The following is a 24,597-nucleotide window of genomic DNA, read 5'->3' on the forward strand; positions in this document are numbered from 1 at the left end:
ATAGAAGGCGCCGCATCCGGTTCGGCCCGCACCGCGGAAGGAATCATGGAGGAACCCACCGAGCGAGGAGCCGAAGCCCCATGGACACGCACGACTCCGCGCCGGCCGAGACCGCCCGGCGCTGCCTGGTCACCGGCGCGACGGGATACATCGGGGGCCGGCTGGTGCCGGAACTCCTCGCCGCGGGCCACCGGGTGCGCTGCCTGGCCCGCTCCCCCGGCCGGCTGCGCGACCATCCCTGGGCGGGCGAGGCGGAGGTGGTGCGCGGCGACGTCACCGACGCCGCTTCGGTGGCCGAGGCCATGCGGGACATCGACGTCGCCTACTACCTGGTGCACGCCCTCGGCACCGGCACGGACTTCGAGGAGACCGACCGCAGGGCGGCACGCGTCTTCGGCGAGCAGGCCCGGGCGGCCGGCGTACGGCGGATCGTCTACCTCGGCGGCCTCACCCCCGCGGGCGTCCCCGAGCACGAACTCTCACCGCATCTGCGGTCCCGGGCCGAGGTCGGCCGCATCCTGCTGGACTCCGGCGTGCCCACCGCCGTACTGCGGGCGGCCGTCATCATCGGGTCGGGCTCCGTCTCCTTCGAGATGCTGCGCTACCTCACCGAGCGCCTCCCCGTGATGGTCACCCCCAGCTGGGTGCACACCCGGATCCAGCCCATCGCCGTACGGGACGTGCTGCGGCTGCTGCTGGGCAGTGCCCTGCTGCCCGACGACGTCAGCCGCGCCTTCGACATCGGCGGGCCGGACATCCTGACCTACCGGGAGATGATGGTCCGCTACGCGGCGGTCGCCGGCCTGCCCCGCCGCGTCATCCTGCCCGTCCCGGTACTCAGCCCCGGCCTGTCCAGCCACTGGGTCGGCCTGGTGACTCCCGTACCGGCGTCCATCGCCCGGCCGCTCACCGAGTCCCTGCGCCACGAAGTGGTCTGCCACGAGCACGACATCACCCGCCATCTCCCCGATCCGCCCGGACACCCCATCGCCTTCGACGAGGCGGTCCGGCTGGCCCTGCAGCGGGTGCGCGAGGCCGGGGTGACCACCCGCTGGTCGTCCGCCTCGGTGCCGGGCGCGCCGAGCGACCCGCTGCCCACCGACCCCGACTGGGCGGGCGGCAGCCTCTACACGGACTCCCGCGAACTCGTCGTGGACGCCCCCCGCGACGCGCTGTGGCGGGTGATCGAGGGCATCGGCGGAGAGAACGGCTGGTACTCCTTCCCGCTCGCCTGGGCGGTGCGCGGCTGGCTGGACCGGCTGGTCGGCGGGGTCGGCCTGCGGCGCGGCCGCCGGGACGCGGCCCACCTGCGCGTCGGCGACTCGCTGGACTTCTGGCGGGTGGAGGAGATCGAGCCCGGCCGTCTGCTGCGGCTGCGGGCGGAGATGCGGCTGCCCGGCCTGGGCTGGCTGGAGATGCGTGCCGACACGGACGAGGACGGCCGCACCCGCTACCGGCAGCGCGCCCTCTTCCACCCGCACGGACTGCTGGGCCACGCCTACTGGCGGAGCGTCTCCCCCTTCCACGCGGCGGTGTTCGGCGGCATGGCCCGCAACATCGCGAAAGCCGCCGGAAAGGCGCCCGTCACCCGACGGAGGGAACGCGCGCCCATCCGCTGACTCCGCGCATCCGCGCACCCGCCGGAGCCGGAACCAGACACAGCCCACCCGCCTCCTCTCCCCGGAGCCCGCGCCATGAACGTCTCGGTCGTCCTGTTCACCGCCGACCTGCGGCTGAACGACCATCCACCGCTACGGGCGGCGAGCGACGGCTCCCGCCAGGTGGTGCCGCTCTTCGTGCGCGACCCCGCTGTGGACGGCGCCGGCTTCGCCGCGCCCAACCGGCTGGCCTTCCTCGCCGACTGTCTGCGCGACCTCGACGCGGGCCTGCGTGACCGGGGCGGCCGGCTCGTCGTGCGCTCCGGCGACGTGGTCGAGCAGGTGTGCAAGGTGGCCGCCGAGGCAGACGCCGACGAGGTCCACATGGCGGCCGACGTCAGCGGCCACGCCCACCGCCGCGAGGCACGGCTGCGACTCGCCCTGGAGCGGGAGGGGCGGCGGCTGCACGTCCACGAGACGGTGACCACGGCGGTGACGCCGGGAGCCCTCACCCCGGCCTCCTCGGACCACTTCGCCGTCTTCACCCCCTACTACCGCCAGTGGTCCCAGCAGAGGCTCCGCGACGTCCTCGCCGCGCCGCGTACCGTGCGGGTGCCGGAGGGCGTGGTTTCCGGTCAGCTTTCGTCCCGGGACGGGCTCCCGGAGCTGTCGCCGGGGCTGGCCGCGGGCGGTGAGGTCGCGGGCCGCAAACGGCTGACGGGGTGGCTGCGCAGCGGCATCGCCGCGTACGAGGACCGGCACGACGACCTGGCCGGCGACGCCACCTCGCATCTGTCGCCGCACCTGCACTTCGGAACCCTCTCCTCGGTCGAACTCGTCCACCGGGCGCGCGGGGTGGGCGGCCCGGGCGCCGAGGCGTTCGTCCGGCAGCTCGCGTGGCGCGACTTCAACCGGCAGGTCCTGGCCGCGCGCACGCAGGCGGCCACCGCCGACTACCGCACCAAGCACGACCGCTGGCGCTCCGAGCGCGCCGCGCGCGAGGACATCGAGGCGTGGAAGGAGGGCCGTACGGGATATCCGATCGTCGACGCGGCGATGCGCCAGTTGCGTCACGAGGGCTGGATGCACAACCGCGGCCGGCTGCTGACCGCGAGCTTCCTCGCCAAGACGCTCTACGTCGACTGGCGCGTGGGCGCGCGGCACTTCCTCAGCCTGCTGGTGGACGGTGACGTCGCGAACAACCAGCTGAACTGGCAGTGGATGGCCGGCACCGGCACGGACAGCCGCCCCAACCGCGTCCTCAACCCCGTGACGCAGGCCAAGCGTTACGACCCCGACGGGGCGTACGTGCGCCGGTGGATTCCCGAACTCGACTCGCTGAGCGCTCCGTTGATCCACGAGCCGTGGAAGCTGACGGGACTGGACCGGGCTGCGATCGACTACCCGGACCCGATCGTGGAACTCTCGGAAGGTCTCGCCCGCTTCCGCCGGGGCCGCGATCGCGACTGAGGCGACCGGCGGAGGATCGGCTCCGGCCTGGAGCGGCTCCGGACCGGGTCGGCTCCGTGCGGCCGGTTCGGCTCCGGTGCGGCTGGGTCGGCTCCGGTGCGGCCGGGTCGGCTCCGGTGCGGCTGGGTCGGCTCCGGTGCGGCCGGGTCGGCTCCGGTGCGGCCGATGGGTGACGGTGGTCAGCAGGCCGGCCGCGGGAATCAGTGCCCCAGGTCCCGGAGGATCTCGCGCGCGGCGCGGGCTCCGGAGGCGAGCGCTCCCTGGACCGACCCGGTGGCCCGGTGGTCGCCGCACACGTAGCGGCCGGGGCCGAACCGGCCGGTGCGGCTGAGGGGTTGGGGCGGCGCCATCGCCGGCAGGGCCGCGTCGATCGTCCGGACGGTCAGCAGGTCCCAGCCGCCGGTGTCGGTGCCGTACACCTCGCCGAGCGCCGTTCGCACGCCGGTCTCCCGACCCGCGGTGTCCTCGCCCAGGACGGACGTGGCGACGAGCGCGGAGCCGGGCGGCGCGTATCCGGGGGCGACGTCGCTGACGACACAGGTGTTGAGGAAGCGGCGCCGGGGCTCCACCAGCAGGGTCGGCTCACCGAGCGGGGAGCGCGGCGCGACGTGGTAGTACGTCGTCACGACTCGGTAGGGCGGCAGTTCGAGGCCGGGCAGCAGCGCGGCCGCCGGGCCGGGCCCGGTGGCCACCACCACGGCCCGGGCGGGCAGTTCGCCGCCCCCGGCGGTCAGCGCGCCGGCGTCGGTGAGGGTCTCGACCGGAGTCTCCAGCCGCACGGCGTCCGCGGGCAGCCCGGCCGCGAGGGCGCGGGGGACGGCGCCGATGCCCGTGTCGGGCAGGCACAGGGTGCCGCGCAGCATGGTGCGCCACACCAGGTGGAAGAACCGGCTCGACGTCTCCAGCTCGTCCTCCAGGAAGACCCCGGACAGGAAGGGCCTGAAGAAGCGCTCCACGAAGTCGTCGGAGAAGCCGGCGGCGGCCAGTGCCGTCCGCGTCGTACGGTCCTCGGAGCGCTTGACGAGCCGGGCCGGTGCCAGCATGTCCCGGGCCGACAGGGCACCGAGGGCCAGCAGGTCGCGCGGCCCCGCGAGCCGGCCCGGCAGCAGGTCGGGCAGCGTCCTGGGGCGGCGGCTGGGATCGGTGAAGCGCAGTGTCCCCTTCTCGGTGTGGATGAGGACGCCCGGGGTGAAGGGCCGCAGCCGCAGTGCGCGCAGCGGGAGCCGGCGGCGGACCTGCGGGTAGGCGGTGTTGAAGACCTGGAAGCCGCGGTCCACCACGAACCCGTCGACGCGGTCCGCGCGCATCCGGCCGCCGACCTCGTCGGAGGCCTCCAGGACGCGCACGCCGAGGCCGGCCGCGCACAGGTCCCGGGCGCAGGCCAGTCCGGCCACTCCCGCTCCGATCACCAGGACGTCGGGGGTGTCGCGGGTCATGGGCACGGCGACCGTCCTCGTGGTCTCGGGCCGTCCGGCGGGACCGGACGGCGACGGCCGGGCCCCTCGGCACCGGCCTCTCACCCCCGCTTCCCGTCCCGACGGTCCCATGGATGCGATCCGGCCGCGAGTTCGCCGGTACGACCCGCGAGGCCGCACGCATGACCAGCGCGGTGCGCCCTGCCACTCCCAGCAGATGGAGGGCGTCACCCAGCGTCGCCGGCCTCGGCATCCCCGGCCGGGGCGGCCACCCCAGCCGGGTCTCCGTGCCGCACGCCGGATCAGCGCGACGCAGCCGACCGCTCCGCACCGTAGGCCGCTCCCAGCAGATCGAGCGCGTCACCCAGCGTCGCCGGCCTCGGCATCCCCGGCACTGGGCGGCCGCCCCAGCCGGGTCCGGCCAGCAGGACCAGGGGTTGTCTGCGGGCCCCCTTCACCCCCCACTGGGTGGCGGCGACGTGCCGGGCCAACGGCACGCTGGCCGTGGAGCGGGACTGTGCCCACAGGACCACCGCGCGCGGGCCGAGACGCTGAACCGCCGCGGTGAGCGCCTCGGCGGGTACGGCGGCACCGAACATCCGCGCGGGCACGCCGAGTTCGCCGAGCCCGGCGTTCAGGGCCTCCAGCGGCAGGGTGTGCTGTTCGCCGGGGACGCAGGCCAGCACCACGGGCTCGGCGGAGGCGGCCGCCTGCGGGCCGGGGGCACGGGTGTGCCGGCGCAGGGTGGTGGACACGTGCCAGGACAGCAGGTGCTCGACCTCGACGTACCGGTCGCCGGAGGAGGCCCACTTGCGTCCCACGGCGTGCAGGGTGGGCATCATCACCTCCTGCCAGGCGACGGTGAGCCCGTGTTCCCCGACGACCGCGGCCAGGTGGTCCTCGACCGCCGGGGCGTCGAGCCGGACGGCGGCGCGGGCGAGACCCCGGCACTCCTGGCGCACGTCACCCAGGGGCAGCCCTCCCGCCGCGCGGGAGCGGGAGGGTCCACGGGACGGCTCGACCGTCGCGGGCGCCCCGGTCCCGGACCCGTCGAACCCCTCGTCCGCCTCAGCGCCGGAGCGCCCGGACCGCCCGGACCCGGAGGACACACCCGGCCCGGAACGCCCGGCCCCCGCACGCCCCGTGGCCCCGCCGGTGCCGGACGGCCCACCCCGCGCCGGTCCCTGCGCGCGGGAAGCGGGTCGCCGTCCTCCCTCCCGGGCGGCGCGGGCCGCCTCCGCGGGCGGCACTCCGGACGAGGTGAGCCGGCACATCGTCTCCAGCACCACCACGTCCTGCGGTGTCCAGCGGCGGTGTCTGCCCTCGGCGCGGACGGCCGGCCCGATGCCGTACCTGCGGTCCCAGGAGCGCAGCGTGGTGGGCGACACCCCGAGCCGGCGCGCCAGCCCGCCCGTCGTGAGCCCGGCCTCGGCACTCTCGGCGTCCGTCCCCTCGGGGAACCCGCCCGGCGGGTCGTGCTGTGCTGCGGACTCACCCATGCGTCGACTCTACGACGCAGAATCGATGCGAGTTGACGGACGCGGGCGCCGACCGCCGTACGACCGGACGCGCCCCGGCCGGAGCGCACCGCACGGCTGACCCCCCACAGCCCCCGCATCCGTACTTTCGCGCCGCCGGAAGGCAGGACACGGAGGCCGGCCGACCGGCGCCGCCGCGCGAGAAGGTCGCCCTTCCGGGGGACCTGACCAATCCGCCGGCCCTCGCGCACCGGATTAAGCCCGGACCTGTCGCACCACCCGGAGGATCCCCCTCGTGAAAGAAGCCGTGTACATCGGCACCAACCCGTCCTCGGAACCCGACCCGCAGGAGTTGCTGAGCGGCGTGGCGCTCGGCGACCAGACGGCGTTCGCCGCGCTCTACGACATCGTCGTGAACCCCGTGTCCGGTGTCGTGCGCAGCGTGCTGCGCGACCAGGCGCAGTCGGAGGAGGTCGCCCAGGAGGTACTGGTGGAGGTGCGGCGCACCGCTCCCCGGTACCGCGAGGACCGGGACACGGCCGTCAACTGGATCCCCACCCTGGCCCACCGGCGGGCCGTCGACCGGGTGCGCTCGGTGGAGGCGGCCGCCGCCCGGGACCGCCGCGCCGCCCTGCTGGACCGCACGCCCGACTACGACCACGCCACCGAGCAGGTCGAGACCCGGCTGGAGCGGGAGCAGGTCCGCCGCTGCCTGCGGACGCTCACCGAGCTCCGGCGCCAGTCGGTCACCCTCGCCCCCTACCGGGGGCTGACCTGCCGGGAGGTGGCCGAGTCGCTCACCCTGCCACTGGGAACGGTCCAGACACGACTGCGCGACGGTCTGGTCCGGATGCGCGACTGCCTGGGGGTGAACGCGTGATCACCGCGGACCTGCACACGCTGTCGGGTGCCTACGCCCTGCACGCCCTGGCCCACGCGGAGTGCGCCGCGTTCGAGCGGCACCTAGCCGGCTGCCCGGCCTGCGCACAGGAGGTCGCCGAGTTCACCGCGACCGCGGCCCGGCTCGGCCTGGCGGCATCCGAACCGCCCCGGCCGGCGGTCCGGGCGGACGTGCTGCGCCGGATCGTCGCCGTACGGCAGGAGTCGCCCGGCACGGGGTTCTCCGTCCGCGCCGGGCGCGCGACCGGGCCGACGCGGCCGCTCCCCCGGTGGATGCTCGCCGCCTGTCTGGCCGCGGCGGCCGTGTTCGGCGGCACCTCCGTGTGGCAGTACGAGCGTGCCCAGGACGCCCGTGACGTGGCCGGCCTGGCGCAGCGCGGCGCCGACGACCTGGCCGCCGTGCTCGCCGCACCCGACGTCCGGACCCGGAGCGCGGGGCTGCCGGGCGGCGCGCGCGGGACGGTCGTGGTGTCCGCGAGCCGTGACGCGGCCGTGTTCGTGTCGTCGGGGCTGGCCGAACCGCCGCGCGGCAAGGTCTACCAGCTGTGGTTCGACGACGGGGGCACCATGCGGTCCGCGGGCTTGATGGACCCACGCCCCGGCGGCCGCAGCGTGCTGCTGGACGGGCCGGTCGGCCGGGCCACCGGGATGGGCATCACCGTGGAACCCGCGGGCGGATCGGCCGAGCCCACGTCGGCTCCGCTCGCGTTGATGGACTTCCCGGCCTGAGCCGTGCCCGCACCGGAGGGGCGGCCCCCGCCGGACATACACATCTACACATAAAGGAGAAATAAGAGCAGAATGGGACTGCGCGGGGCCCACCGCACACCGCACCGGACGCGGTCGGGGCCCGCAGCAGAAGGAGACCCGCCATGGCCAACGTCTCGCCCACCAGAGGGGACATCACCACTCACCCCGACGCATCGGAAATGCGGGAGCGCTACGCCCGCATGCTCGGCGGCCGCGATGTGGCACTCGTGGACGGACCGGTGTTCCTGCTCGGTCTGTACTGCGCGGTGTCCCCGTGGATCCTCCATTACACGGCGAGCCAGCCCGCCCTGATGACCCACAACCTGATCGTCGGCATCGCCATCGGCCTGCTGGCCCTCGGGTTCACGGCCGCTCCGGCCCGCATGTACGGCCTCAGCTGGGCCATGTGCGCACTCGGCGTGTGGATGATCGTCGCGCCCTGGATCGTCGGCGAGAGCCCGGACGCCGGGGTCGTGGTGAACAACATCGTCATCGGCGCCCTGGCCCTGGTCCTCGGGCTGATGTGCACCGCCACCGCGGCGAGGAGCGCACCGAGGCCGTGACTCCTGCCGGGTGACACGCGGCGCGGCCGGCCCGGGCTCCTCCCGGACCGGCCGCGCCCGCTCCGGCCTGATGCGTACCTGGACCCGGCGCGGGGGCCGGGGCAGGATCAGCTCATGGACGTCAAGTGGAGTTCCGTCTTTCCCCCTTCGGTCCGGATCTCGGGGCACGGGATCGAGTTGCGCGAATGGTCGGACGACGACGTCACCGAACTCGTCGCGCTGTACGACGACCCCGAGATGGCCCGCTGGACCCCGGTCGCCTCCCCCTTCGACACCGGAGCGGCCCTGGCGTACCTGTTCGAGGCCCGGACCGGGAAGGCCCGCGAGCACAAGATGCAGCTGGCCGTCACCACGGACGGCGTCCGGCCCCTCGGGGAGGTCCTGCTCTTCCGCAGTGAGGCCGACGCGCGGGACGTGGAACTCGCCTACGGCATCGGGGCCGAGCACCGCGGGCAGGGGCTCGCCGGCCGCGCGGTACGGCTGATCGCCGCTCACGCGGCCCGTGAACTGCGTCCGCGGCGCGTGGTGTTGCGCATCGATCCCGGCAACGCGGCGAGCGAGGGCGTCGCCCGCTCCTGCGGTTTCGCCCTGACGGCGGATCCCCCGGTACTGCGCGTCTCACGGGGCCGTGAGGTGTCCCTCCGCACCTGGGCCCGAACCCGGACCGGCGATTTTGGCCGGTCGGCCGCGAACGGTCACGTCACCCGCGAGCGCGAAGGCGGCGGACCCGGTCTCTCGGCCGGGTCCGCCGCCGGTGCCTGACGGGCGGGACGAGATCAGGTCACGTTGAGCGCGGTGTCGTCGACGACGAACGACGTCTGGAGCTTGGAGCCCTCCGTGCCGGTGAACTTGACGGTGACCGTCTGCCCCGCGTAGCCGCTCAGGCTGAAGCTGCGCTGGGTGTAGCCGGTGGCCGCGTTCAGGTTCGAGTACGTCGCCAGCGTGCTCAACACGGTGCCGGAGCTGTTGAGCACCTGTGCCTTCAACGTGTCGTAGGCGGTGCTCGTGGTCGTCTCCGCGGTGTCGACGTGCAGGTAGAAACTCAAGGTCGCGGAGCAGCCGGAGGGGATCGTCACCGACTGAGCGAGGGTGTCCGTGGTGGCGACGGCGTTCCCGTCGAGCCAGGCGTAGTACGAGCCCGAACGGGCGGACTCCCCTGAGGAGTTGGTGATGACGCCGCTGGTGGCCGTCCAGGTGGCGGCGCCGGACTCGAAGCCGGTGTTGCCGAGGAGCTGGGCGTCGGTGCAGGAGGTGGAGCCACCGCCGTCACCGCTGCCGCTCGCCCCGGCGAGCCACTCGGTGGCGTTGAGGGCGAGCGCGGCGTTGGTGGCGCCGGTGTCGTTCCAGCCGTCGTAGAGCGTGTTGCCGGACTGGCCGGTGCCGTCGTCGATGGGTGAACTGTCGCCCCAGAAGGCGACCCGGCCGCTGCCGAAGGTGCTGGTGGCGAAGAAGGCGCCGGTGTTGCCGGAGTAACCGCTGCGGTACAGCAGGCCCTTGACGGCGGAGTTGTCGGCCGGCTTGAGCGTCGCGGTCGTGCCGCTGGCGATGAGGCTCTTGGTGACGGTCCCGAAGGAGCCGTGCAGCACCGGGTCGGTGCTGTCACTGATGGCCGCCGGGTAGCCGGAGCTTATGGAGAGGCTGTCGATGGAGAAGCCGAAGGGGTCGGTGGAGTCGACACTGTTGTTGGTCATCAGGTCGTTGAGGATCTCGACCGCGTCCTCGCCGTCGCTGTTGCGGTCGGCGCCGGTGTGGTCGGAGATCATGAACAGACCTCCGCCGTTCTTCACGAAGTTCATGATCGCCGTCTTCTCGGCGGTGGTGAACAGCGTGTTGGGCTCCGGCAGGACCAGGGTGTCGAAGTTCGACAGGTCGGTGGTCGAGGAACCGCCGTAGGTGAGAGCACTGGTTGCGGTCTTGACGCTGTAGTCGCCGGTCTTCTGCAGGGCGACGCCCCACGAGGAGAGCGCTCCGGTCCAGTCCGTCTCCGAGGACGGCGAGGAGTCCTGGGAGAGCGGGTCGGGCTTGCTGGTGGAGACGATCCAGTCGGCGTTGCCGGCTTCCTCGGCGTGACCGTCGTCGAACAGGACGCGGTGGGGGGTGGCCGCGTGGGCGGGCGTCGCGCTGACGGTGGTCTGGACGGCCGCACCGGCGGCGAGCAGGCCGAGCGCGGCGAGGGCGGTGGTGAGTCTGTGGCGGGGTGTGGCGAGTCCGAGCATCCGGCGTACCTCCGTGAGTGGGGTGGGAGAAGGAGCGGCGCGGCGGACCTACGCGCGTAGACATGGGGCATCTCCGCGCGTAGAGCGTCGGTCGCACGAACCCCGTGCGACCGATCGATTGAACGGTACATGGCAGAACAGGGGCTGAACAGGCGGGGCCGGACGGACGGACGGAGATTGACCCGGCGTTGACCAGTGGTTGAAACGGGGCGGAAGGAGGAGCGGGCAACGCCGTCGTCGGCTGCTGCCCGAGTTCGATCCGGGAGCTCCGGTGCGGGCACCGGCCTCATCGGTGGCGCTGATCCCGGTATCGAGGCACCGATGACGCGGGCGGGGGGCGTCCGCGGCGTCGGTGCCGCTGGTGCGGGCATCGGCGGCACAGCGGTCGGTGGGAAATCCCGTTGCGTGCGACGGAGCGCGGCGGCAGGCTTCTGGCGCCGCCGGACGGGCTCACCGACGAGCCTCTGCAACGACCTCCGGACGCTCCCCCCCTCGCCATGTGACGGAGAACCGCTTGTCCCCGCACCTCACCCCGCTCACCGATCCCCGCTCCGGCGGGGCGAGCCGCCGTCTCGCCTGGGTGGCCTCGGGCGCCGACGGCGCTCCGGTCGGCACCGCCTACCTGCGACTGTTCACCAGGGAGGGCCAACAGCACCTGGCCGAGCTGGAGCTCGCCGTGCACCAGGCGGAGCGGCGGCGAGGTGTCGGCACCGAGCTGCTGGACGCAGCCCTCGCGGCGGCGCGTGCGGCGCGGCGCCGCTCGGTGATCGCGCAGGCCGAACAGGGCTCCCCCGCCGACCTGTTCCTGGCGGCGCGCGGATTCCGCCGGGTGCTGGCGCTGACGTACGCCAGGCTGCCGCTCGCCGACGCCGATCTCGACGCGATCGGCGAACTCGCGCAACGCCCGCACCCGGGCTACCGGTTGACGGAGTGGGACGGCGGCGTACCGCCCGAACTGGCGCGGACGTACGCGGACTCGCGTCGCGCCATGGACGACATGCCCATGGAGGGCACCGACTACGGCACGGTCGTCTGGGACGTGGAACGGGTGCTCGCCGCGGCGGACGCGGTCGCCGGACGCGGCGAACTGCTGCACACCGTGGCCTCGGTGAGCGTGGCCGACGGGTCGGTGGTCGGGTTCTCCGAGCTCGTCGTGCCCGGCGACGGGCGGGGCGACGGCCTGCACTACGGCACGGCCGTGCTCCCCGAACACCGCGGCCACGGCCTCGCCCGCTGGATGAAGGCCCACGCCATTCGCCGGGCGCGGGAACGGCACCCCGAGCTCGCCGGGCTCCGCACCGACACCGCGGCGGGCAACGCGCCCATGCTGGCCGTCAACGACGCGCTCGGCTACGTACCGACGCACCGGTCGGTGGAGTACCAACTCGACCTGTGAACCGGGGTCCTGCGGTTGCGCCTGTCCAGCCGCGGGCTACGACACGTACACGTACGGCGTCGTCGTGGTCAGGGGCTGGAAGCCGATGCGTTCGAGGACGCGGCGGCTCTCGTTCAGGGCGTCGACCTGGAGGTAGCGGTAGCCGCGCTCGGCGGCGGCGCGGGCGCGGTGGGCAACCAGGGCGCGGTAGATGCCCCGGCCACGCCATTCCTCGACGGTGCCGCCGCCCCACAGACCGGCGAACCGGGTGCCGGGCACGAGTTCCATCCGCGCCGCGCTCACCGCCACGTCACCGGCCAGGGCCACCACGGCGACCACGGTCTCCGGGTCGGCCTTGAGGTGCGCGAGAAGCTGGTGCCGAAGCCGGGAGCTGCCCGTGCCGAACGCCTTCTCGTGGACGTCCGCCACCAGGTCGACACCGTCCTGGTCGGTGACGGGCAGGATGCGGATGCCCTCCGGCGGCTCGGCGTCCAGGATCACGTCGGCCACCTCGCCGACCATCAGCGTCTCCTCGGGCCGGGGCTCGAACCCGGTGGCTCTCAGCCGTGCGCCGAGGTCCACCGGCAGGTCGTGCCCGTACAGCTTCCACTCGAACTCCAGGCCGAGTCCGCGGTAGTGGGCGATCTGCTCGGCGATCGCCGCGTCCGCGCTCGCCTCGTCCAGGTCGGACCAGACCACGCCGTTCCAGCCGTGTTCGGAGGAGACCTGGCGCACCACGCGTCCGGTCCGCTCGATTCGGGCGCTGGGGCTGTCCGGCTGGGCGCCTTCGCGCATGTCCCGGTCGAAGAGGGCGAGTATCGCGTCATGATCCATGTGCTCACTCCAGCATCAGGCCGCGTCCGCGGCAAGGGTTTCACACCGTTACGGCACCTTCGTCGGCTCCGTCCGCTCCGCCGTCGGCCGGGTCCGCAGCCGGCCCCGGTCCCGGACCAGGCACTCGACGCGGGCCTGGATCCGGTCGAAGTGGGCCTGCGACGGGGCAGCCGTGCCGCGGTGGGACAGGCCGAGGGCGGCACGACCTCCTCCGGATCCGACAGGTACGGCAGGTACGGCAGGATCGCGCGGTGCCGCTCACGCGGGTGGCGCGGCTGCCGGAGCCCCGCCGTTACCCGAGTTCCAGGGTCGTGATGCCGTAGACCCGGTCGTGGGCGTGCGGGCGTACCGGGCCCGTGTACATCCGGGCCGTCTCGAACGAAGGTCGCAGGCCCGCCTGTCGGGCGAGGGCGACGGCCGCCGCGTTCGTTCCGGGGACGTCGACGGCGATCTCCCGGCCCGCCGTTTCGGCGGTCAGGGCGGAGAAGAGGGCGCGCGCGTCCTGTGGGGTGTCGGCGAACAAGGGACCGATGCGCAGGGCGTCGCGGCCGGGCCGGATCACGCCGTACCCGGTGACGCGGCCACCGCCGTGACGTACGACGGCGCGGTGTCCGGCGCCGGTCAACCAGTGGGCCAGGAACCGCGGGCGGTCGGCGGGGCAGCACTCGGCGTCGTAGGCGACGAGGTCCGCCAGGTCGGCCGGCCGCACGGCACGCACGTCCGCCGGGGGCTCGGAGCGCGGGGGAACACCGGTGTACCGCGCCGTGCGGTGGGCGAGTTCGAAGCCCGAGCGGCGGTAGTTGTCCTGCTGCGCGACCACGCCGTCGAGTCCGACCGTACGGTCGCCCGCGTGGGCCAGCGCGGTCTTCCACGTGGTGAGTCCGTGGCCGCGGCCCCGCCGGTCGGGCCGGACGAGGTAGCAGCCGAGGAAGGCGTACTCGGGGCCGTAGTTGACGACCGAGATCGCAGAGACGGGCTCGCCGTCGACCCGGCCGAGGAAGAATCCCTCGGGGTCCTGCGCGAAGAACGCCGGCCCGTCGGACAGCCCCGGGTTCCAGCCCTCGGCCGCGGCCCATCCGCTGATGACCGGCCAGTCGTCCGGGCCGGCCTGCGTGACGACGAGACTCTCCGTGGCCGGTGAGGTCATCCGTGCGCTCCGTTTCGTTGAGGGCAGGTGAGTGCTGGTCGAGGCCGCCCGGGGGCAGCGAGGCGGTGTTCGGGTGCCTCCGCAGCATCCTCGCCGCTCACCCCCGGGCCTGTCACGGCGCGATCAGGCTGCCGGCGAAGGGCGGGCGTGGTTCGCGGCTCGCGGTTCGAAGCCTGTGCTGCACGGCCGCCATGGCCGAGGGAACGGGTGGCAGGGGCGGGGAGCGGGTGGCAGGGGCGGGTGGCACGGCAGCGGCCCCACCGGATCGTCCGGGGGCGGAAGTACTCCGGTGGGGTTCACCGCGTGCGGCGCGGGGCGGCGCGTGTTGCCTGCCGGGTGTTGTGTGCCGCGTGTTGCGTGCCGGGTGTGTGTGCCGCGTGTTGCGTGCGGCAGGCCGCGCACTGCCGGCCTCCGGCTTCAGCGCCCGGCCTCCGGCATCGGCTTCCGGCCTCCGGCATCGGCGCCCGGCCTCCGGCATCGGCTTCCGGCCTCCGACCTCCGGCCTCCGGCCGCCCCTTCGGCCTCAGCTCACCGAGCCCGGCCGGAAGCGCCGGTACAGGACCGCTCCGGTCAGCAGCAGCGCGGCGCCCCCGACTGCGGCGGGTACGGCCTGGTCGGCCCCGGTGTGGGCGAGCGACGCCGTGTACGGGGCCGGGGCGTGCGGCGCGGGTCGCGGCGCCGGCACGGTCCGGTGCGGTGCGATCGGCGTCGTGGTCGGGCCCCCCGGGGCCACCGGGTGGTCGGGGCGGTCCCCGGCGGTGTTCGTCGACTCGTTGCCGAAGGCGGGATTGCCGACGCCGACCACGCTCACCGAGTTGCCGCTGAGGTTCACCGGGAGCTGGACGGGAAGCTCCAGGCCGTTGCCCGCGAGCACGCCCGGGGAGTCGGCGGTTCCGCCCTCGGCCAGGGCGGATCCCAGCGCTCCGCTCCAGCCGCTTCCGGACTGCCCGGAGCGGCCGTTTCCGTCTCCGGGCCGCTCGCTCCGACCGTTCCCGCCGCCCGCCTCCGAGCGGCTGGCTCCGGCTCCTCCTGCCCGGTGGCTCCCGGCCCCTTCGGCCCGGTGGTTCCCGGACCCTCCGGTGCGGTGGCTCTCGCCTCTCCCGGCCCGGTGGCTTCCGCCCGCGGACCGGTCACCCGCCGCCCCTCCGTTCGCGCATGTGTTGCCCATGGCGGGGTTGAGGAGCCCCACCACGTTGACGGTGTTGCCGCACACGTTGACCGGGACGTGCACCGGGAGCTGTACGGCGTTGCCGGAGGCCAGTCCGGGTGAACCGGCCGCGACACCGCCCGCCGCGGCTCCGCCGTCCGCCGCGAACGCGGCGGACGCCGGCATCGCCACCGCCATCGCGCCGGAGGCGGCGACGACGGCGATCACACCGTTCCGAGTGGTCCGTCTCATGGGTTCCCTGCCTTCCAGACTGGTTCGCGGGCACTCACCCGCACCGGAAGAAACGGTCGGAGAACCATCCGAGTTATGGCTTATCGGCCTTTCACCCCTTCGAGCTGCATGCTTTTCGAACCTACGGCAAAGCCGTTGTACGCCCGGAGGAAGCGGAAGGTCAGGAGAAGGGGGTGGCGCAGTGTAGGGCGCCCGGTGCGATCACGCTCGCCCAGAGGCGGCGCCCCCGGAGGCCGCCTATCGTGATCGAGGGCGCCGGTCCACCGGTCCACGGCGGGCGCCTCTGGAGGCACTGATGCAGGCCAAGCTGTCGGCGCGGCCCTCGGTCAGGCGCTGCGCGCTCACCGGTGCGATCGGGCTGACGCTGCTCGGCGCGGGACTGCCGACGGCCGTCGCCGACGGCTCCGGACCCGACCTGTCCCGGTTCTACGACCAGAAGGTGAAGTGGTCGGCCTGCGCGGGCGCGGAGACGCCCGACGACCTCCAGTGCGGCAGGATCACCGTCCCCGTCGACTACGCGAAGCCCCGCGCGGGCACCCTCGACCTGGCGCTCGCCCGCTATCGGGCGACCGGGAAACCGAGAGGTTCGGTGGTGCTGAACTTCGGCGGGCCCGGCGGCGCGGGCGTCAAGGAACTCGCCTCCAGCGGGAACGAGTTCATGGACCTGACGAAGGGCTACGACGTGGTGACCTTCGACCCCCGCGGAGTCGGCAGGTCCTCACCGGTCAGCTGCGGCGACGGCTCCCAGGAGGCAGCGGACGCCACGGACGACAGCGCGGACCTCGACACCGATCCGCGGGCCGTGCTGAGGAAACTGGAGAAGGCGGCCGCCCAGTGCGTCAGGCACTCGGGGCCGGTGCTCCCGCACATCGGCACGGTCGACGCGGCACGCGACCTGGACGTGATACGCCAGGCCCTGGGCGACGGGAAGCTCAACTACCTCGGCTTCTCCTACGGAACGCGGCTCGGCGCCGTGTACGCGGCCCGGTTCCCGAAGAAGACCGGCCGGATGGTGCTGGACGGCGTCGACACGCTCACCGAGCCGCTGTCCGAGCAGGGACTGGTGGGCGCCGCGGGGCAGCAGACGGCGCTGGAGGACTTCGTCGACTGGTGTGTGAAGGACATCGCCTGTCCGCTCGGCCAGGATGCGCGCACGGGCCGCGAGCAGGTCGTACGGCTGATCGACTCCCTCGACCAGGATCCCGTACCGACGGACTTCGGCCAGGAGTTCACCGGCCAGGACCTGGTGGGCTCCCTCAGCCAGGCTCTCTACAGCGCCGAGCTGTGGCCCGCGCTGGAGCGGGCGCTCGCCGACCTCGTCGAGGACGGTGACACGCAGCGCATCCTCGCGTTCTCCGGCGGCGGCGCGGCCCCGCACACCACCGACGACACCCGCAACGGCAGCGGCGCCCGCACCGGCCGTGACGGCGGGAACGGCGACGGAGACGGGGGGCTGGCCGACGACGAGGACATCCCGCTCGACAACGTTCCGGCGGCACTGATGGCGATCAACTGCGCGGACGACCCGGACCGTCCCAGCGCCGACAGCATCACCCGGAACCTCGGCCGGCTGCGCGCCGCGTACGAGCAGGCCTCCCCGGTGTTCGGCCGCTACCGGCTCACCGAGGTGCTCATGTGCTACGGCCGGCCCAGGGGCACCGACTTCATCCGCGCCGAGGTGAAGGACCTGCCCGGCCCGAAGATGCTTCTCGTGGGGACCCGCGGCGACCCGGCGACGCCGTACCGCTGGACCGTGGAGACGGCACGGCGACTCGGCGACGCGGCCGTGGTGCTCGACAACAGGAGCGAGGGCCACACCGGTTACGCCTCCTCCCCCTGCGTGCACCGCAAGGCCGACGACTTCCTGCTCTACGGCTCCCTGCCGGCGGACGGCAGTTCCTGCGGGCAGGAGAACGACGACAGATGACGACAGATGACGACGGATGACGACGGATCCGGGACGCGCGGGCCGCCGCAGGGAAAGCCGGGGCACGTCGGGAACGGCCCGGACCCGTCGGCGGGCGGCGCTTCAGGGTTCCCAGCGCGGTACTTCAGGGTTCCCAGCGCGCGAGCAGGTCCATGGCGGCCGCCGTGCCGGCGAACCCGTCCGGACCGAGCAGCTCGCGCACCTCCGCGTTGAAGCGGTCGATCTCGGGCCGGGCGGCCTCCAGGGCGGCTGCCCCGGCCTCCGTCAACTCCAGTACGACGGCGCGGTGTTCCCGCGGATGGGCCCGCTTGGCGAGGACACCGGCCGTGGTGAGCCGTCCGACCAGCGCGGTGACCGCCGACTCGCGCAGCCCGAGAGCGCGGGCGAGTTCCTGCTGGGTGGTTCCGGGCCGGTCGTGCACGGCGAACAGGGCGCCGAGTTGGGCCGTGGTGATCCCGGCGGCGGCCAGACAGCGCCGGTCCGCGGCGGTGCGCAGCCGGTGCGCAGCCCGCTGGAGCAGGAAGAACAGGCGCTCGTCGGGCTCGGACATGGCCCGATCTTGACAGAGCGGACCTGTCCGCGCCAGTCTCACTTCACCAGTGAAGTGAGGTGGGAACGTGAACGACACACCCGGCTTGGCGCTCGCCCGCGCGACCCTCGCCGCTCAGCCCTTCAGCGCGCTCCTCGGCACCCGCCTGACGGCGTTCGGAGACGGCGCGGCGACCCTGGAGCTCGACATCCGCGAGGAGTTGCTCCAGCAGTACGGCTACGTGCACGGCGGGGTCCTCGCCTACGCCGCGGACAACGCGCTGACCTTCGCCGCGGGATCCGCCGGCGGCGCCCGCCCGGTCACCGCCGGCTTCACCATCGACTACCTGCGCCCCGCCACGGGAACGCTCCTGCGCGCCGAGGCCCGCGTCGTCCGGGCCGGCCGCACCCGGGTCGTCTGCCGCTGCGACCTGTACGCCGTGGACGACGAGGGGAACCGGTCCCTGTGCGCCGCGGCCCAGGGCTCGATCGCCGTGTCCGCACCCGGGGAAGCGGCGGGCCCCGCCGCCTGAGCCGACGCCGGCACCCGGACCGGTACCGGCAACCGCGACGAGACAGCCACCGGCACCGGCACCGGCTTCGAGACGGGGCCGGAGCGCCTCCGTCGGGCCCCTGCCACGAACCTCCCGCTCCGGTCCGTAAGATCGGCAAACAAGTGCCCTTGATCTCCGCCCCAATTGCCCCAAGTGCCCGATCGGTGAATCGGTCCTATGGTGCTCTTATGGAGCACGCACTCAGTCACGCGACCCTCACCGAGCTGCGCCGCCCGCGCCCCTATCCCGCGGTGTCCGTCCTGACGCCGACCCACCGACGCGAGCCGGACAACGCCCAGGACCCGGTCCGGCTGCGCAACCTGGTGGCCGAGGCGAAGAAGCAACTCGAGTCCGATCCGGCGGTCCCCCGGGAACGGCGCCTGGACGTCACCCGCCAACTCGACGCGGCCCTCGCCGAGGTCGACCTCGCGCACTCCGAGGACGGCCTGGTGATCTTCGCCGCTCCGGGAGAGCACCAGGTGTGGTCCCTCGCCAGGACCGTGCCGGAACGTGTGGTGCTCTCGGACACTTTCCTCACCCGCAACCTCGTCTCCGCCCAGGCCGCCGAGCGGCCCTTCTGGGTGCTGTCGGTGTCCGCGGAGCGTGTCACCCTGTGGAACGGCGGCGTGGACCGGGTCACCGAGCACGACACCGACGGCTTCCCCCTGCTCAGGGAGCGGCAGAACTTCGACGCGGAGCGCCAGGAACGGATCGGCGACCTGCCGAGCACCTTCCGCGACGAGGACACCCGGCACTTCCTGCGCGAGGCCGACCTCGCGCTGGGCGCCGTCCTGCGCCACAGCCCGCGCCCGACGTACGTCACCGGCGAGACCGCCGCGCTGTCGGCGCTCGACGAGTTCGGCGGCGTCACCCGGCACGCGGTGCACGTCCCGCACGGCGGGCTCGCCCACGCCTCCCACGAGGCCGTGTGGCAGGCCGTGGGGCCGATGGTCGCCACCGAGGCCCGCAGGAACACCGACGCGGTGGCGCGCGAACTCGAGTCGGCCCGTGGGCGCAAGGCGTACGCGGCCGGAGTGGACGAGCTCTGGCGCACCGCCCGTGAGGGCCGCGTCCGGATGCTGGCCGTCGAGGAGAACTACCGGGTGACGGTCCGCGACGACGGCGGCAACCATCTCGTTCCCGCTCTGAGCGGCGACCTCGACGCCCGTGAGGACATCGTGGACGAGATCGTCGAACAGTGCCTGGAGACCGGCGCGGACATCCGTTTCGTACCGGACGGCATGCTCGGCGAGGTTGGTGGCATCGCGGGGGTGCTGCGCTACTGACCGTCCCCTTCTCCGCCGGTCTACGCTACGCCGGAACGATCGCCGGAGAGGGAGTGCACACGTGGGTGACCTGCTGGGCGTGGCCGTACTGGGTGCGGGACACATGGGAGCCGACCACATACGTCGCCTGGATCAGGTGGTGAGCGGAGCCAGGGTGGCTGCCGTGGCCGACCCTGACGCCGAGCGGGCGAAGGAAGCGGTGGCCGGGCTGGCCGGGGTGGCCGTGCACACGGAGTTCGAGGCCGCGCTCGACGCCCCCGGTGTCGAGGCGGTCCTCATCGCCTCCCCCGGTCCCGCGCACGAGGAGGCCCTGCTCGCGGCGTTCACCCGCGGGCTGCCGGTGCTGTGCGAGAAACCCATGGTGCCCGACTCCACAGGAGCGCTGCGGGTGGTGGAGGCGGAGGCCCGGCTCGGCCGGCGGCTGGCCCAGATCGGCTTCATGCGGCGCTACGACGCCGGGTACCGCCGTCTCAAGTCCCTGCTGGACAGCGGCCGGTTGGGGCAGCCGCTGATGCTGCACTGCACGCATCGCAACGTCTCCTCACCCCCGGGCTTCACCTCCGCGATGCTGATCGACAGCTCCGTCTCGCACGAGATCGACGCGGCGCGCTGGCTGCTGGGCCAGGAGCTGACCTCCGTGACCGCGCTGCGCCCGCGGTCCTCGTCCGGCGCCCCCGAGGGGCTGCTCGACCCGCAGTTCGTGCTGTTCGAGACCGAGCGGGGCGCCCTGGTCGACGTGGAGGTGTTCGTCAACTGCGGCTTCGGCTACCAGGTCCGTTGCGAGGCCGTCTGCGAGACGGGCAGCGCCCGCGTCGGCGACGACCACGCGATGATCGTGACCACACGGGGCGCCGCCCACCAGGAGGTGCCGCAGGACTACCTCGTGCGGTTCGCGGACGCCTACGACCGCGAGGTGCAGGCGTGGGTCGACGCGACCCGGCAGGGCCGGGTCACCGGCCCCGGCGCCTGGGACGGCTACGCGGCCTCCGTGGTCGCCGAGGCCGGCGTCCGGTCGCTGGAGAGCGGCGGCGCCCGCACCGCCGTCTCCCTCGCCCCACGGCCAAAGCCGCACGCCGAGTCCGGCCACTGACACGCGCCGGTACGTCGGCCCGGCAGGCTTCGGACGCTGCCGCACACCGGCCCGGCGGGCTTCGGACGCTGCCGCACACCGGCCCGGCGGGCTTCAGACGCTGCCGAAGAGGGAGCTGAGGCCGCGGTCGACGGCCTCGTCGAGCTCCTCCTCGCCGTTGGCCACGACCGCGTACGTCCGCAGCAGGAACCGGCGCAGGGCGGGCGAGTCGAACTGGAGGAGGGCCAGGCCGAGCGGTGAGTGGAACTCCAGGACGGTGCGGGAGCGGCCGCACGGCCAGATGTGCACGTCCCCGCGGCCGGCAGGCCCCTCCAGCCCCTCGCCGAGCAGGGCGCGGGCGAAGGTCCAGGTGACTCCCTCGCCGTCCAGCGAGATGTCGGGCGGGAAGTCGATGTGCACGGCCAGCGGGTCGCCGGACTCGTAGCGGAGGGTGGCGGGGGTGGGCAGCTCGTGGTCCTCCGCGGTGATCAGTCGGGCACGGGCGGGCTGCGTCAGGGTGATGTCCATGGTCGGTCTCCGCTACGGGTGAGAGGTGGGCCGGTTGCGCCGTGTGCCTTTACGAGCCCGAAGGGGCCCCTCGCATTACGCCGAACCAGCGGTGAATTGATGTGATCTGTGTCACTGTCCTGAGTTCATACCTTCATCAACCGAGCCGACCCGCCTCCGGTGACGCACGGGGCCCCCTCACCACGTTCCCCGCAGGCGTCCATCGGCCCTGGCACACCCCGGACGCGGCCCCCTGGCACGGTCGGCGCCGGGCATGCCATGCTCGCTAGAACACAGAGCCGTCGAACACGCGGATGAACGCCGGGGCGACCACCCCGCACCCCCCTCAAGTCACTTACAACGCCTACGACTTGACCCTCCCGACGACTACGCCAGGTACATGGTCCGAATCGCTCCGTGAAGACGCTGGCATATGCCAGAAGCACCACCGAGCCGTGTGTTGCCGAATCCCTTACGAGCCGTCGCGGGCTGTGCAACAGTCGTAACGGCCCCTCCGTCAGCCCAGGCCGTTCCGTCCCCTCATCGGAGTGCGTATGCCGTCCCACCTCTCCGCGGACCGCCCCGCCGCCCAGCCGCCCGGCCGCGGCTCCCTCGACGCCCTCATATCGCAGGCGCGACGGCTCAAGGGCGACGTGGACGCCGTACGACGGGAGGCCCAGAGCGACGGTGCGGACCCGCACGAGCGCTGGCAGCGCGCGCTGTGCGACCTGGCACTGCATCAACTCAACGACCTGGACGCGCACTTGGGGCAGCTCCGGGACGGCCCGCCGGCCGGTCCCCCGGTACCCCCTACCGAGCCGGACGGCATCACCGCGCCACCGGCGCCGACGCACGGCTCGCTGCTCAGCCGGGTCGGCAGCGCGGAGTGGAACCTGCTGACGGACGAGGCAGGCTGGTCCGGCGAGCTCTACCAGATCCTGGGCCGCGACCCCGCCGCACCCCCGCTCACCCTCGACGAACTGCCGTCCGTGGTGCTGGACGAGGACCGGCCGAAACTCACCGCGATGGTGACCGACTGCCTCATCGACGCCCGGCCCATCGACGGCGAGTTCCGCGTCGTGCGCCCGGACGGCGCGGTACGCACCGTGCACATGATGGGCGAGCCCGTGCTCGGCGCCGACGGCGGAACGGCCTCGATGTGGGCCGTCCTGCGCGACGTCAGCGAACTGCGGCGCAGCCAGCAGGCGGTGAGCGAGACCCACGAGTCCCTCCGGCACCACCGGCACCGCGCGCAGACGGAACGCCGGATCGCGGTCGAACTCCAGGAAGCCGTACTGCCTCCGTGGCGCGGCTCCCTGCGTCTTCCGCACCAGGGCCCCGAGACCCTCGACCTCGCCGCGCACTACCTCCCGTCCTCGGCCGGCGCGCTGATCGGCGGGGACTGGTACGACGCACTCGAACTGTCCGACGGCCAGACCCTCCTCAGCGTCGGCGACCTCACCGGCCACGGTGTCTCCGTGACCTCCGGCATGGCGACCCTGCTGGGCGCCGTACGCGGTATGGCGATGGCGGGCACCCAGCCCGGTCAACTGATGTCCCTGCTCAACCAGTTACTCGACGCCACCGTGCAGCCGGCCCTCGGCAGCGCGGTGTGCGGCCGCTACCGGCCCGACACCCGCACCCTGGTGTGGGCGCAGGCCGGACACCCCGCCCCGCTGCTCTTCCGCGACGGGACGGGGCGCAGGCTGGCGGCGCCGGCCGGCGTGCTGCTCGGCGCGACCTCGGGCGCCGTGTACGAGCAGGCCGAGGAGACCCTCGAAGTGGGCGACACCCTCCTGCTGCACACCCACGGACTGGTGTCCGGACGAACGGGGTCCCCCCGCCCGAGCGAAGCCGGGAACAGGGGAGGCACCGACGCCGTGCACCGCCTCCTCGGCCTGGCCCCCCGGTTCGGCGGGGCCCGCACGGCGCAGGACTGTGTACGCCTGGTCGTCGAGGAGTTCGGCGAGAGCGACCGCGAGGACGACGCCTGTGTACTCGTCGCCAGGGTCACCGCGTAGAGGACACACACGCCCACCGGCCCGGCCGCCGTGCGGGGCCGTCGAGAACACGGACGCACCGGCCGGTCAGGCCCGTGCGCTGCGGCCCCCTTTCGGCTTGGGCAGGGCCACCCTGATCTCCTCGCGCAGTTCGTGGATCTTGGGGTAGCCGGAGTACTCGGCGGTGAGCCGGTACATCTGGCGCAGCCGGTCCCAGGTCCGGTGCGAGGAGTTCGAGCCCATCGACATCAGCGCCAACCGGGCGTACCGGTCCGCCTGTTCGGGATCGTCGGCGATGAAGCAGGCGGAGGCCATGGACAGGAAGTCGAAGATCTTCGACCGCTGCCGCCCGTCGACCCGCAGGGCCAGCGCCTTCTCCGCGTAGTGCTGGGCGTGCACGGCGGCACCCGGCTCGTGCTCCGCCAGCGTGCGGTAGGCCAGGGCCTGCATGCCGTACAGATCCTCTTCCTTGAAGGTCTGCATCCAGCTCGGCGGCGGCACATCCCCCCGGTCGGAGACGAAGAGGTCCTCCGCCTGCCCGAGGGTGCGGCGCATCGCCTGGCCCTTGCCCATGGACGCCTGCGCCCAGGCCTCGATGGTGTAGAGCATCGCCCTGGTGCGCGGCAGCACCGCCTCACCGGAGCCGGAGCGGGCGAGTTTCATCAGGTCCAGCGCGTCGTCGGGCCGGCCCAGGTGCACCATCTGGCGGGCCGCCCGGGACAGGGCCTCCCCCGCGCGGGGCCGGTCGCCGCCCTCACGGGCCGCGTGGGCGGCGATGACGAAGTACTTCTGGGCCGTGGGCTCCAGGCCGACGTCGTGCGACATCCAGCCCGCGAGGACGGCCAGGTTGGCGGCGACGCCCCACAGGCGCCGCTGGAGATGGTCGGGGTGACGGTAGGCGAGCATGCCGCCCACCTCGTTGAGCTGGCCCACCACGGCCTTGCGCTGCAACCCGCCGCCGCGGGCCGCGTCCCAGGCACGGAACACCTCGACCGAGCGCTCCAGTTCCTCGATCTCCTGCGACCCGATGGGGGCGGCGTCGTAACGGTCGTACCCGGCGGGGTCGGCGTGCAGGGGATCGTCGAAGGAGGGAGCGTCGGACCGGAGGGTGGGGTCGGTGTGCAACCAGTCGTACATGGCGCTGCTGAGTGCGGATCCTGCGGTGAGCGCGACGCCCGCGCCCACCAAGCCGCGTCGGTTGAGCATGAGGTCCATTCCCGTGAATTCGGTGAGGACCGCGGCAGTCCGTTCGGGCGCCCACGGCACACCGTCGGGATGTTCCACACTCCCGGCGTCTTGCCGTTTCCCCGTACGCCCGTGCCGGACCAGACCGAGGTCCTCGATGGTCACGACACGGCCGAGACGCTCGGTGAACAGAGCCGCCAGCACCCGCGGGACCGGATCGCGCGGGATCTCTCCCGTGTCGATCCAGCGCCGCACCCGTGAGGTGTCGGTCGCCAGCTGGGGGTGGCCCATGGCCGCCGCCTGCTTGTTGACCATCCTCGCGAGTTCGCCCTTGGACCAGCCGGCCAGGCCGAACAGGTCCGAAAGACGGGTGTTGGGTTGTCCACTCACGTCAAG

The 24,597-nt window shown here is 73.4% G+C and carries 21 protein-coding genes; 12 read left to right on the plus strand and 9 right to left on the minus strand.

Features of this window, described 5'->3' with window-relative positions; all coding sequences use genetic code 11:
- The first annotated feature begins 80 nt into the window (after positions 1–80).
- Together ABZT03_RS16050 and ABZT03_RS16055 are read left to right on the plus strand one after the other, a co-directional pair.
- Positions 81–1,619, plus strand: coding sequence for an SDR family oxidoreductase (locus tag ABZT03_RS16050; RefSeq protein WP_356039228.1), 1,539 nt, complete (start codon positions 81–83; stop codon positions 1,617–1,619).
- Positions 1,620–1,694: 75 nt separating this feature from the next.
- Positions 1,695–3,068, plus strand: coding sequence for a deoxyribodipyrimidine photo-lyase (locus tag ABZT03_RS16055; protein ID WP_356039231.1), 1,374 nt, complete (start codon positions 1,695–1,697; stop codon positions 3,066–3,068).
- A 200-nt stretch (positions 3,069–3,268) separates the two neighbouring features.
- Here ABZT03_RS16055 and ABZT03_RS16060 read toward each other — a convergent pair whose 3' ends face one another.
- Positions 3,269–4,504, minus strand: a complete 1,236-nt coding sequence (locus ABZT03_RS16060; RefSeq protein ID WP_356039431.1) for an NAD(P)/FAD-dependent oxidoreductase — start codon at positions 4,502–4,504, stop codon at positions 3,269–3,271.
- A 281-nt stretch (positions 4,505–4,785) separates the two neighbouring features.
- Positions 4,786–5,982: a MerR family transcriptional regulator gene (locus ABZT03_RS16065; RefSeq protein ID WP_356039234.1), complete on the minus strand. Its 1,197-nt coding sequence runs from the start codon at positions 5,980–5,982 to the stop codon at positions 4,786–4,788.
- Positions 5,983–6,256: 274 nt separating this feature from the next.
- Between ABZT03_RS16065 and sigK the strand changes: the two genes are divergently transcribed.
- The 4 genes from sigK to ABZT03_RS16085 all read left to right on the plus strand — a co-directional run bounded on the left by sigK (position 6,257) and on the right by ABZT03_RS16085 (position 8,936).
- Positions 6,257–6,841, plus strand: coding sequence for an ECF RNA polymerase sigma factor SigK (gene sigK, locus ABZT03_RS16070; protein ID WP_356039237.1), 585 nt, complete (start codon positions 6,257–6,259; stop codon positions 6,839–6,841).
- Positions 6,838–7,590, plus strand: a complete 753-nt coding sequence (locus ABZT03_RS16075; protein ID WP_356039240.1) for an anti-sigma factor — start codon at positions 6,838–6,840, stop codon at positions 7,588–7,590. Before sigK ends, ABZT03_RS16075 begins: the two co-directional genes overlap by 4 nt.
- A gap of 143 nt (positions 7,591–7,733) precedes the next feature.
- Positions 7,734–8,174, plus strand: a complete 441-nt coding sequence (locus tag ABZT03_RS16080; RefSeq protein WP_356039242.1) for an SPW repeat protein — start codon at positions 7,734–7,736, stop codon at positions 8,172–8,174.
- 114 nt (positions 8,175–8,288) lie between these two features.
- Positions 8,289–8,936, plus strand: coding sequence for a GNAT family N-acetyltransferase (locus ABZT03_RS16085; RefSeq protein ID WP_356039245.1), 648 nt, complete (start codon positions 8,289–8,291; stop codon positions 8,934–8,936).
- Positions 8,937–8,950: 14 nt separating this feature from the next.
- Here ABZT03_RS16085 and ABZT03_RS16090 read toward each other — a convergent pair whose 3' ends face one another.
- Positions 8,951–10,390, minus strand: coding sequence for a hydrolase (locus ABZT03_RS16090; RefSeq protein ID WP_356039247.1), 1,440 nt, complete (start codon positions 10,388–10,390; stop codon positions 8,951–8,953).
- Positions 10,391–10,904: 514 nt separating this feature from the next.
- Between ABZT03_RS16090 and ABZT03_RS16095 the strand changes: the two genes are divergently transcribed.
- Entirely contained in the window at positions 10,905–11,786 is an 882-nt protein-coding gene (locus ABZT03_RS16095; protein WP_356039250.1) for a GNAT family N-acetyltransferase, read from the plus strand.
- A gap of 36 nt (positions 11,787–11,822) precedes the next feature.
- Here the strand turns inward: ABZT03_RS16095 and ABZT03_RS16100 are convergent, their stop codons facing one another.
- From ABZT03_RS16100 to ABZT03_RS16110, 3 genes are all read right to left on the minus strand, one after another.
- The gene (locus tag ABZT03_RS16100) at positions 11,823–12,599 is read right to left on the minus strand and encodes a GNAT family N-acetyltransferase (protein WP_356039253.1); all 777 of its coding nucleotides are present in this window, start codon (positions 12,597–12,599) and stop codon (positions 11,823–11,825) included.
- 292 nt (positions 12,600–12,891) lie between these two features.
- Complete coding sequence (locus ABZT03_RS16105) at positions 12,892–13,746, minus strand: GNAT family N-acetyltransferase (RefSeq protein WP_356039256.1); 855 nt, start codon at positions 13,744–13,746, stop codon at positions 12,892–12,894.
- A 523-nt stretch (positions 13,747–14,269) separates the two neighbouring features.
- Positions 14,270–15,145, minus strand: coding sequence for a chaplin (locus ABZT03_RS16110; protein WP_356039259.1), 876 nt, complete (start codon positions 15,143–15,145; stop codon positions 14,270–14,272).
- 295 nt (positions 15,146–15,440) lie between these two features.
- Here ABZT03_RS16110 and ABZT03_RS16115 point away from each other — a divergent pair, with 295 nt between their 5' ends.
- Positions 15,441–17,072, plus strand: a complete 1,632-nt coding sequence (locus ABZT03_RS16115; protein ID WP_356039262.1) for an alpha/beta hydrolase — start codon at positions 15,441–15,443, stop codon at positions 17,070–17,072.
- A 124-nt stretch (positions 17,073–17,196) separates the two neighbouring features.
- Here the strand turns inward: ABZT03_RS16115 and ABZT03_RS16120 are convergent, their stop codons facing one another.
- Positions 17,197–17,622 carry a MarR family winged helix-turn-helix transcriptional regulator gene (locus ABZT03_RS16120; RefSeq protein ID WP_356039264.1) on the minus strand — a complete coding sequence of 142 codons (426 nt, stop codon included), beginning with the start codon at positions 17,620–17,622 and terminating at the stop codon, positions 17,197–17,199.
- A gap of 67 nt (positions 17,623–17,689) precedes the next feature.
- On the opposite strand from ABZT03_RS16120, the gene ABZT03_RS16125 reads away from it, so the two are divergent.
- From ABZT03_RS16125 to ABZT03_RS16135, 3 genes are all read left to right on the plus strand, one after another.
- Positions 17,690–18,133 (plus strand): PaaI family thioesterase, encoded by a 444-nt coding sequence (locus ABZT03_RS16125; RefSeq protein WP_356039267.1) that lies wholly within the window; start codon positions 17,690–17,692, stop codon positions 18,131–18,133.
- Positions 18,134–18,342: 209 nt separating this feature from the next.
- Positions 18,343–19,440, plus strand: coding sequence for a chemotaxis protein (locus ABZT03_RS16130; protein ID WP_356039269.1), 1,098 nt, complete (start codon positions 18,343–18,345; stop codon positions 19,438–19,440).
- Between the two features lie 61 nt (positions 19,441–19,501).
- Complete coding sequence (locus ABZT03_RS16135; RefSeq protein WP_356039272.1) at positions 19,502–20,530, plus strand: Gfo/Idh/MocA family oxidoreductase; 1,029 nt, start codon at positions 19,502–19,504, stop codon at positions 20,528–20,530.
- A gap of 93 nt (positions 20,531–20,623) precedes the next feature.
- Here ABZT03_RS16135 and ABZT03_RS16140 read toward each other — a convergent pair whose 3' ends face one another.
- Positions 20,624–21,037 carry an SsgA family sporulation/cell division regulator gene (locus ABZT03_RS16140; protein WP_356039275.1) on the minus strand — a complete coding sequence of 138 codons (414 nt, stop codon included), beginning with the start codon at positions 21,035–21,037 and terminating at the stop codon, positions 20,624–20,626.
- 533 nt (positions 21,038–21,570) lie between these two features.
- Between ABZT03_RS16140 and ABZT03_RS16145 the strand changes: the two genes are divergently transcribed.
- Positions 21,571–23,037, plus strand: coding sequence for a SpoIIE family protein phosphatase (locus ABZT03_RS16145; protein WP_356039278.1), 1,467 nt, complete (start codon positions 21,571–21,573; stop codon positions 23,035–23,037).
- Positions 23,038–23,103: 66 nt separating this feature from the next.
- Here the strand turns inward: ABZT03_RS16145 and ABZT03_RS16150 are convergent, their stop codons facing one another.
- Positions 23,104–24,591 carry a hypothetical protein gene (locus ABZT03_RS16150; RefSeq protein WP_356039281.1) on the minus strand — a complete coding sequence of 496 codons (1,488 nt, stop codon included), beginning with the start codon at positions 24,589–24,591 and terminating at the stop codon, positions 23,104–23,106.
- Positions 24,592–24,597: the final 6 nt, after the last annotated feature.

The sequence above is a fragment of the Streptomyces sp. NPDC005574 genome (genome assembly GCF_040605435.1).
Lineage (GTDB): Bacteria > Actinomycetota > Actinomycetes > Streptomycetales > Streptomycetaceae > Streptomyces.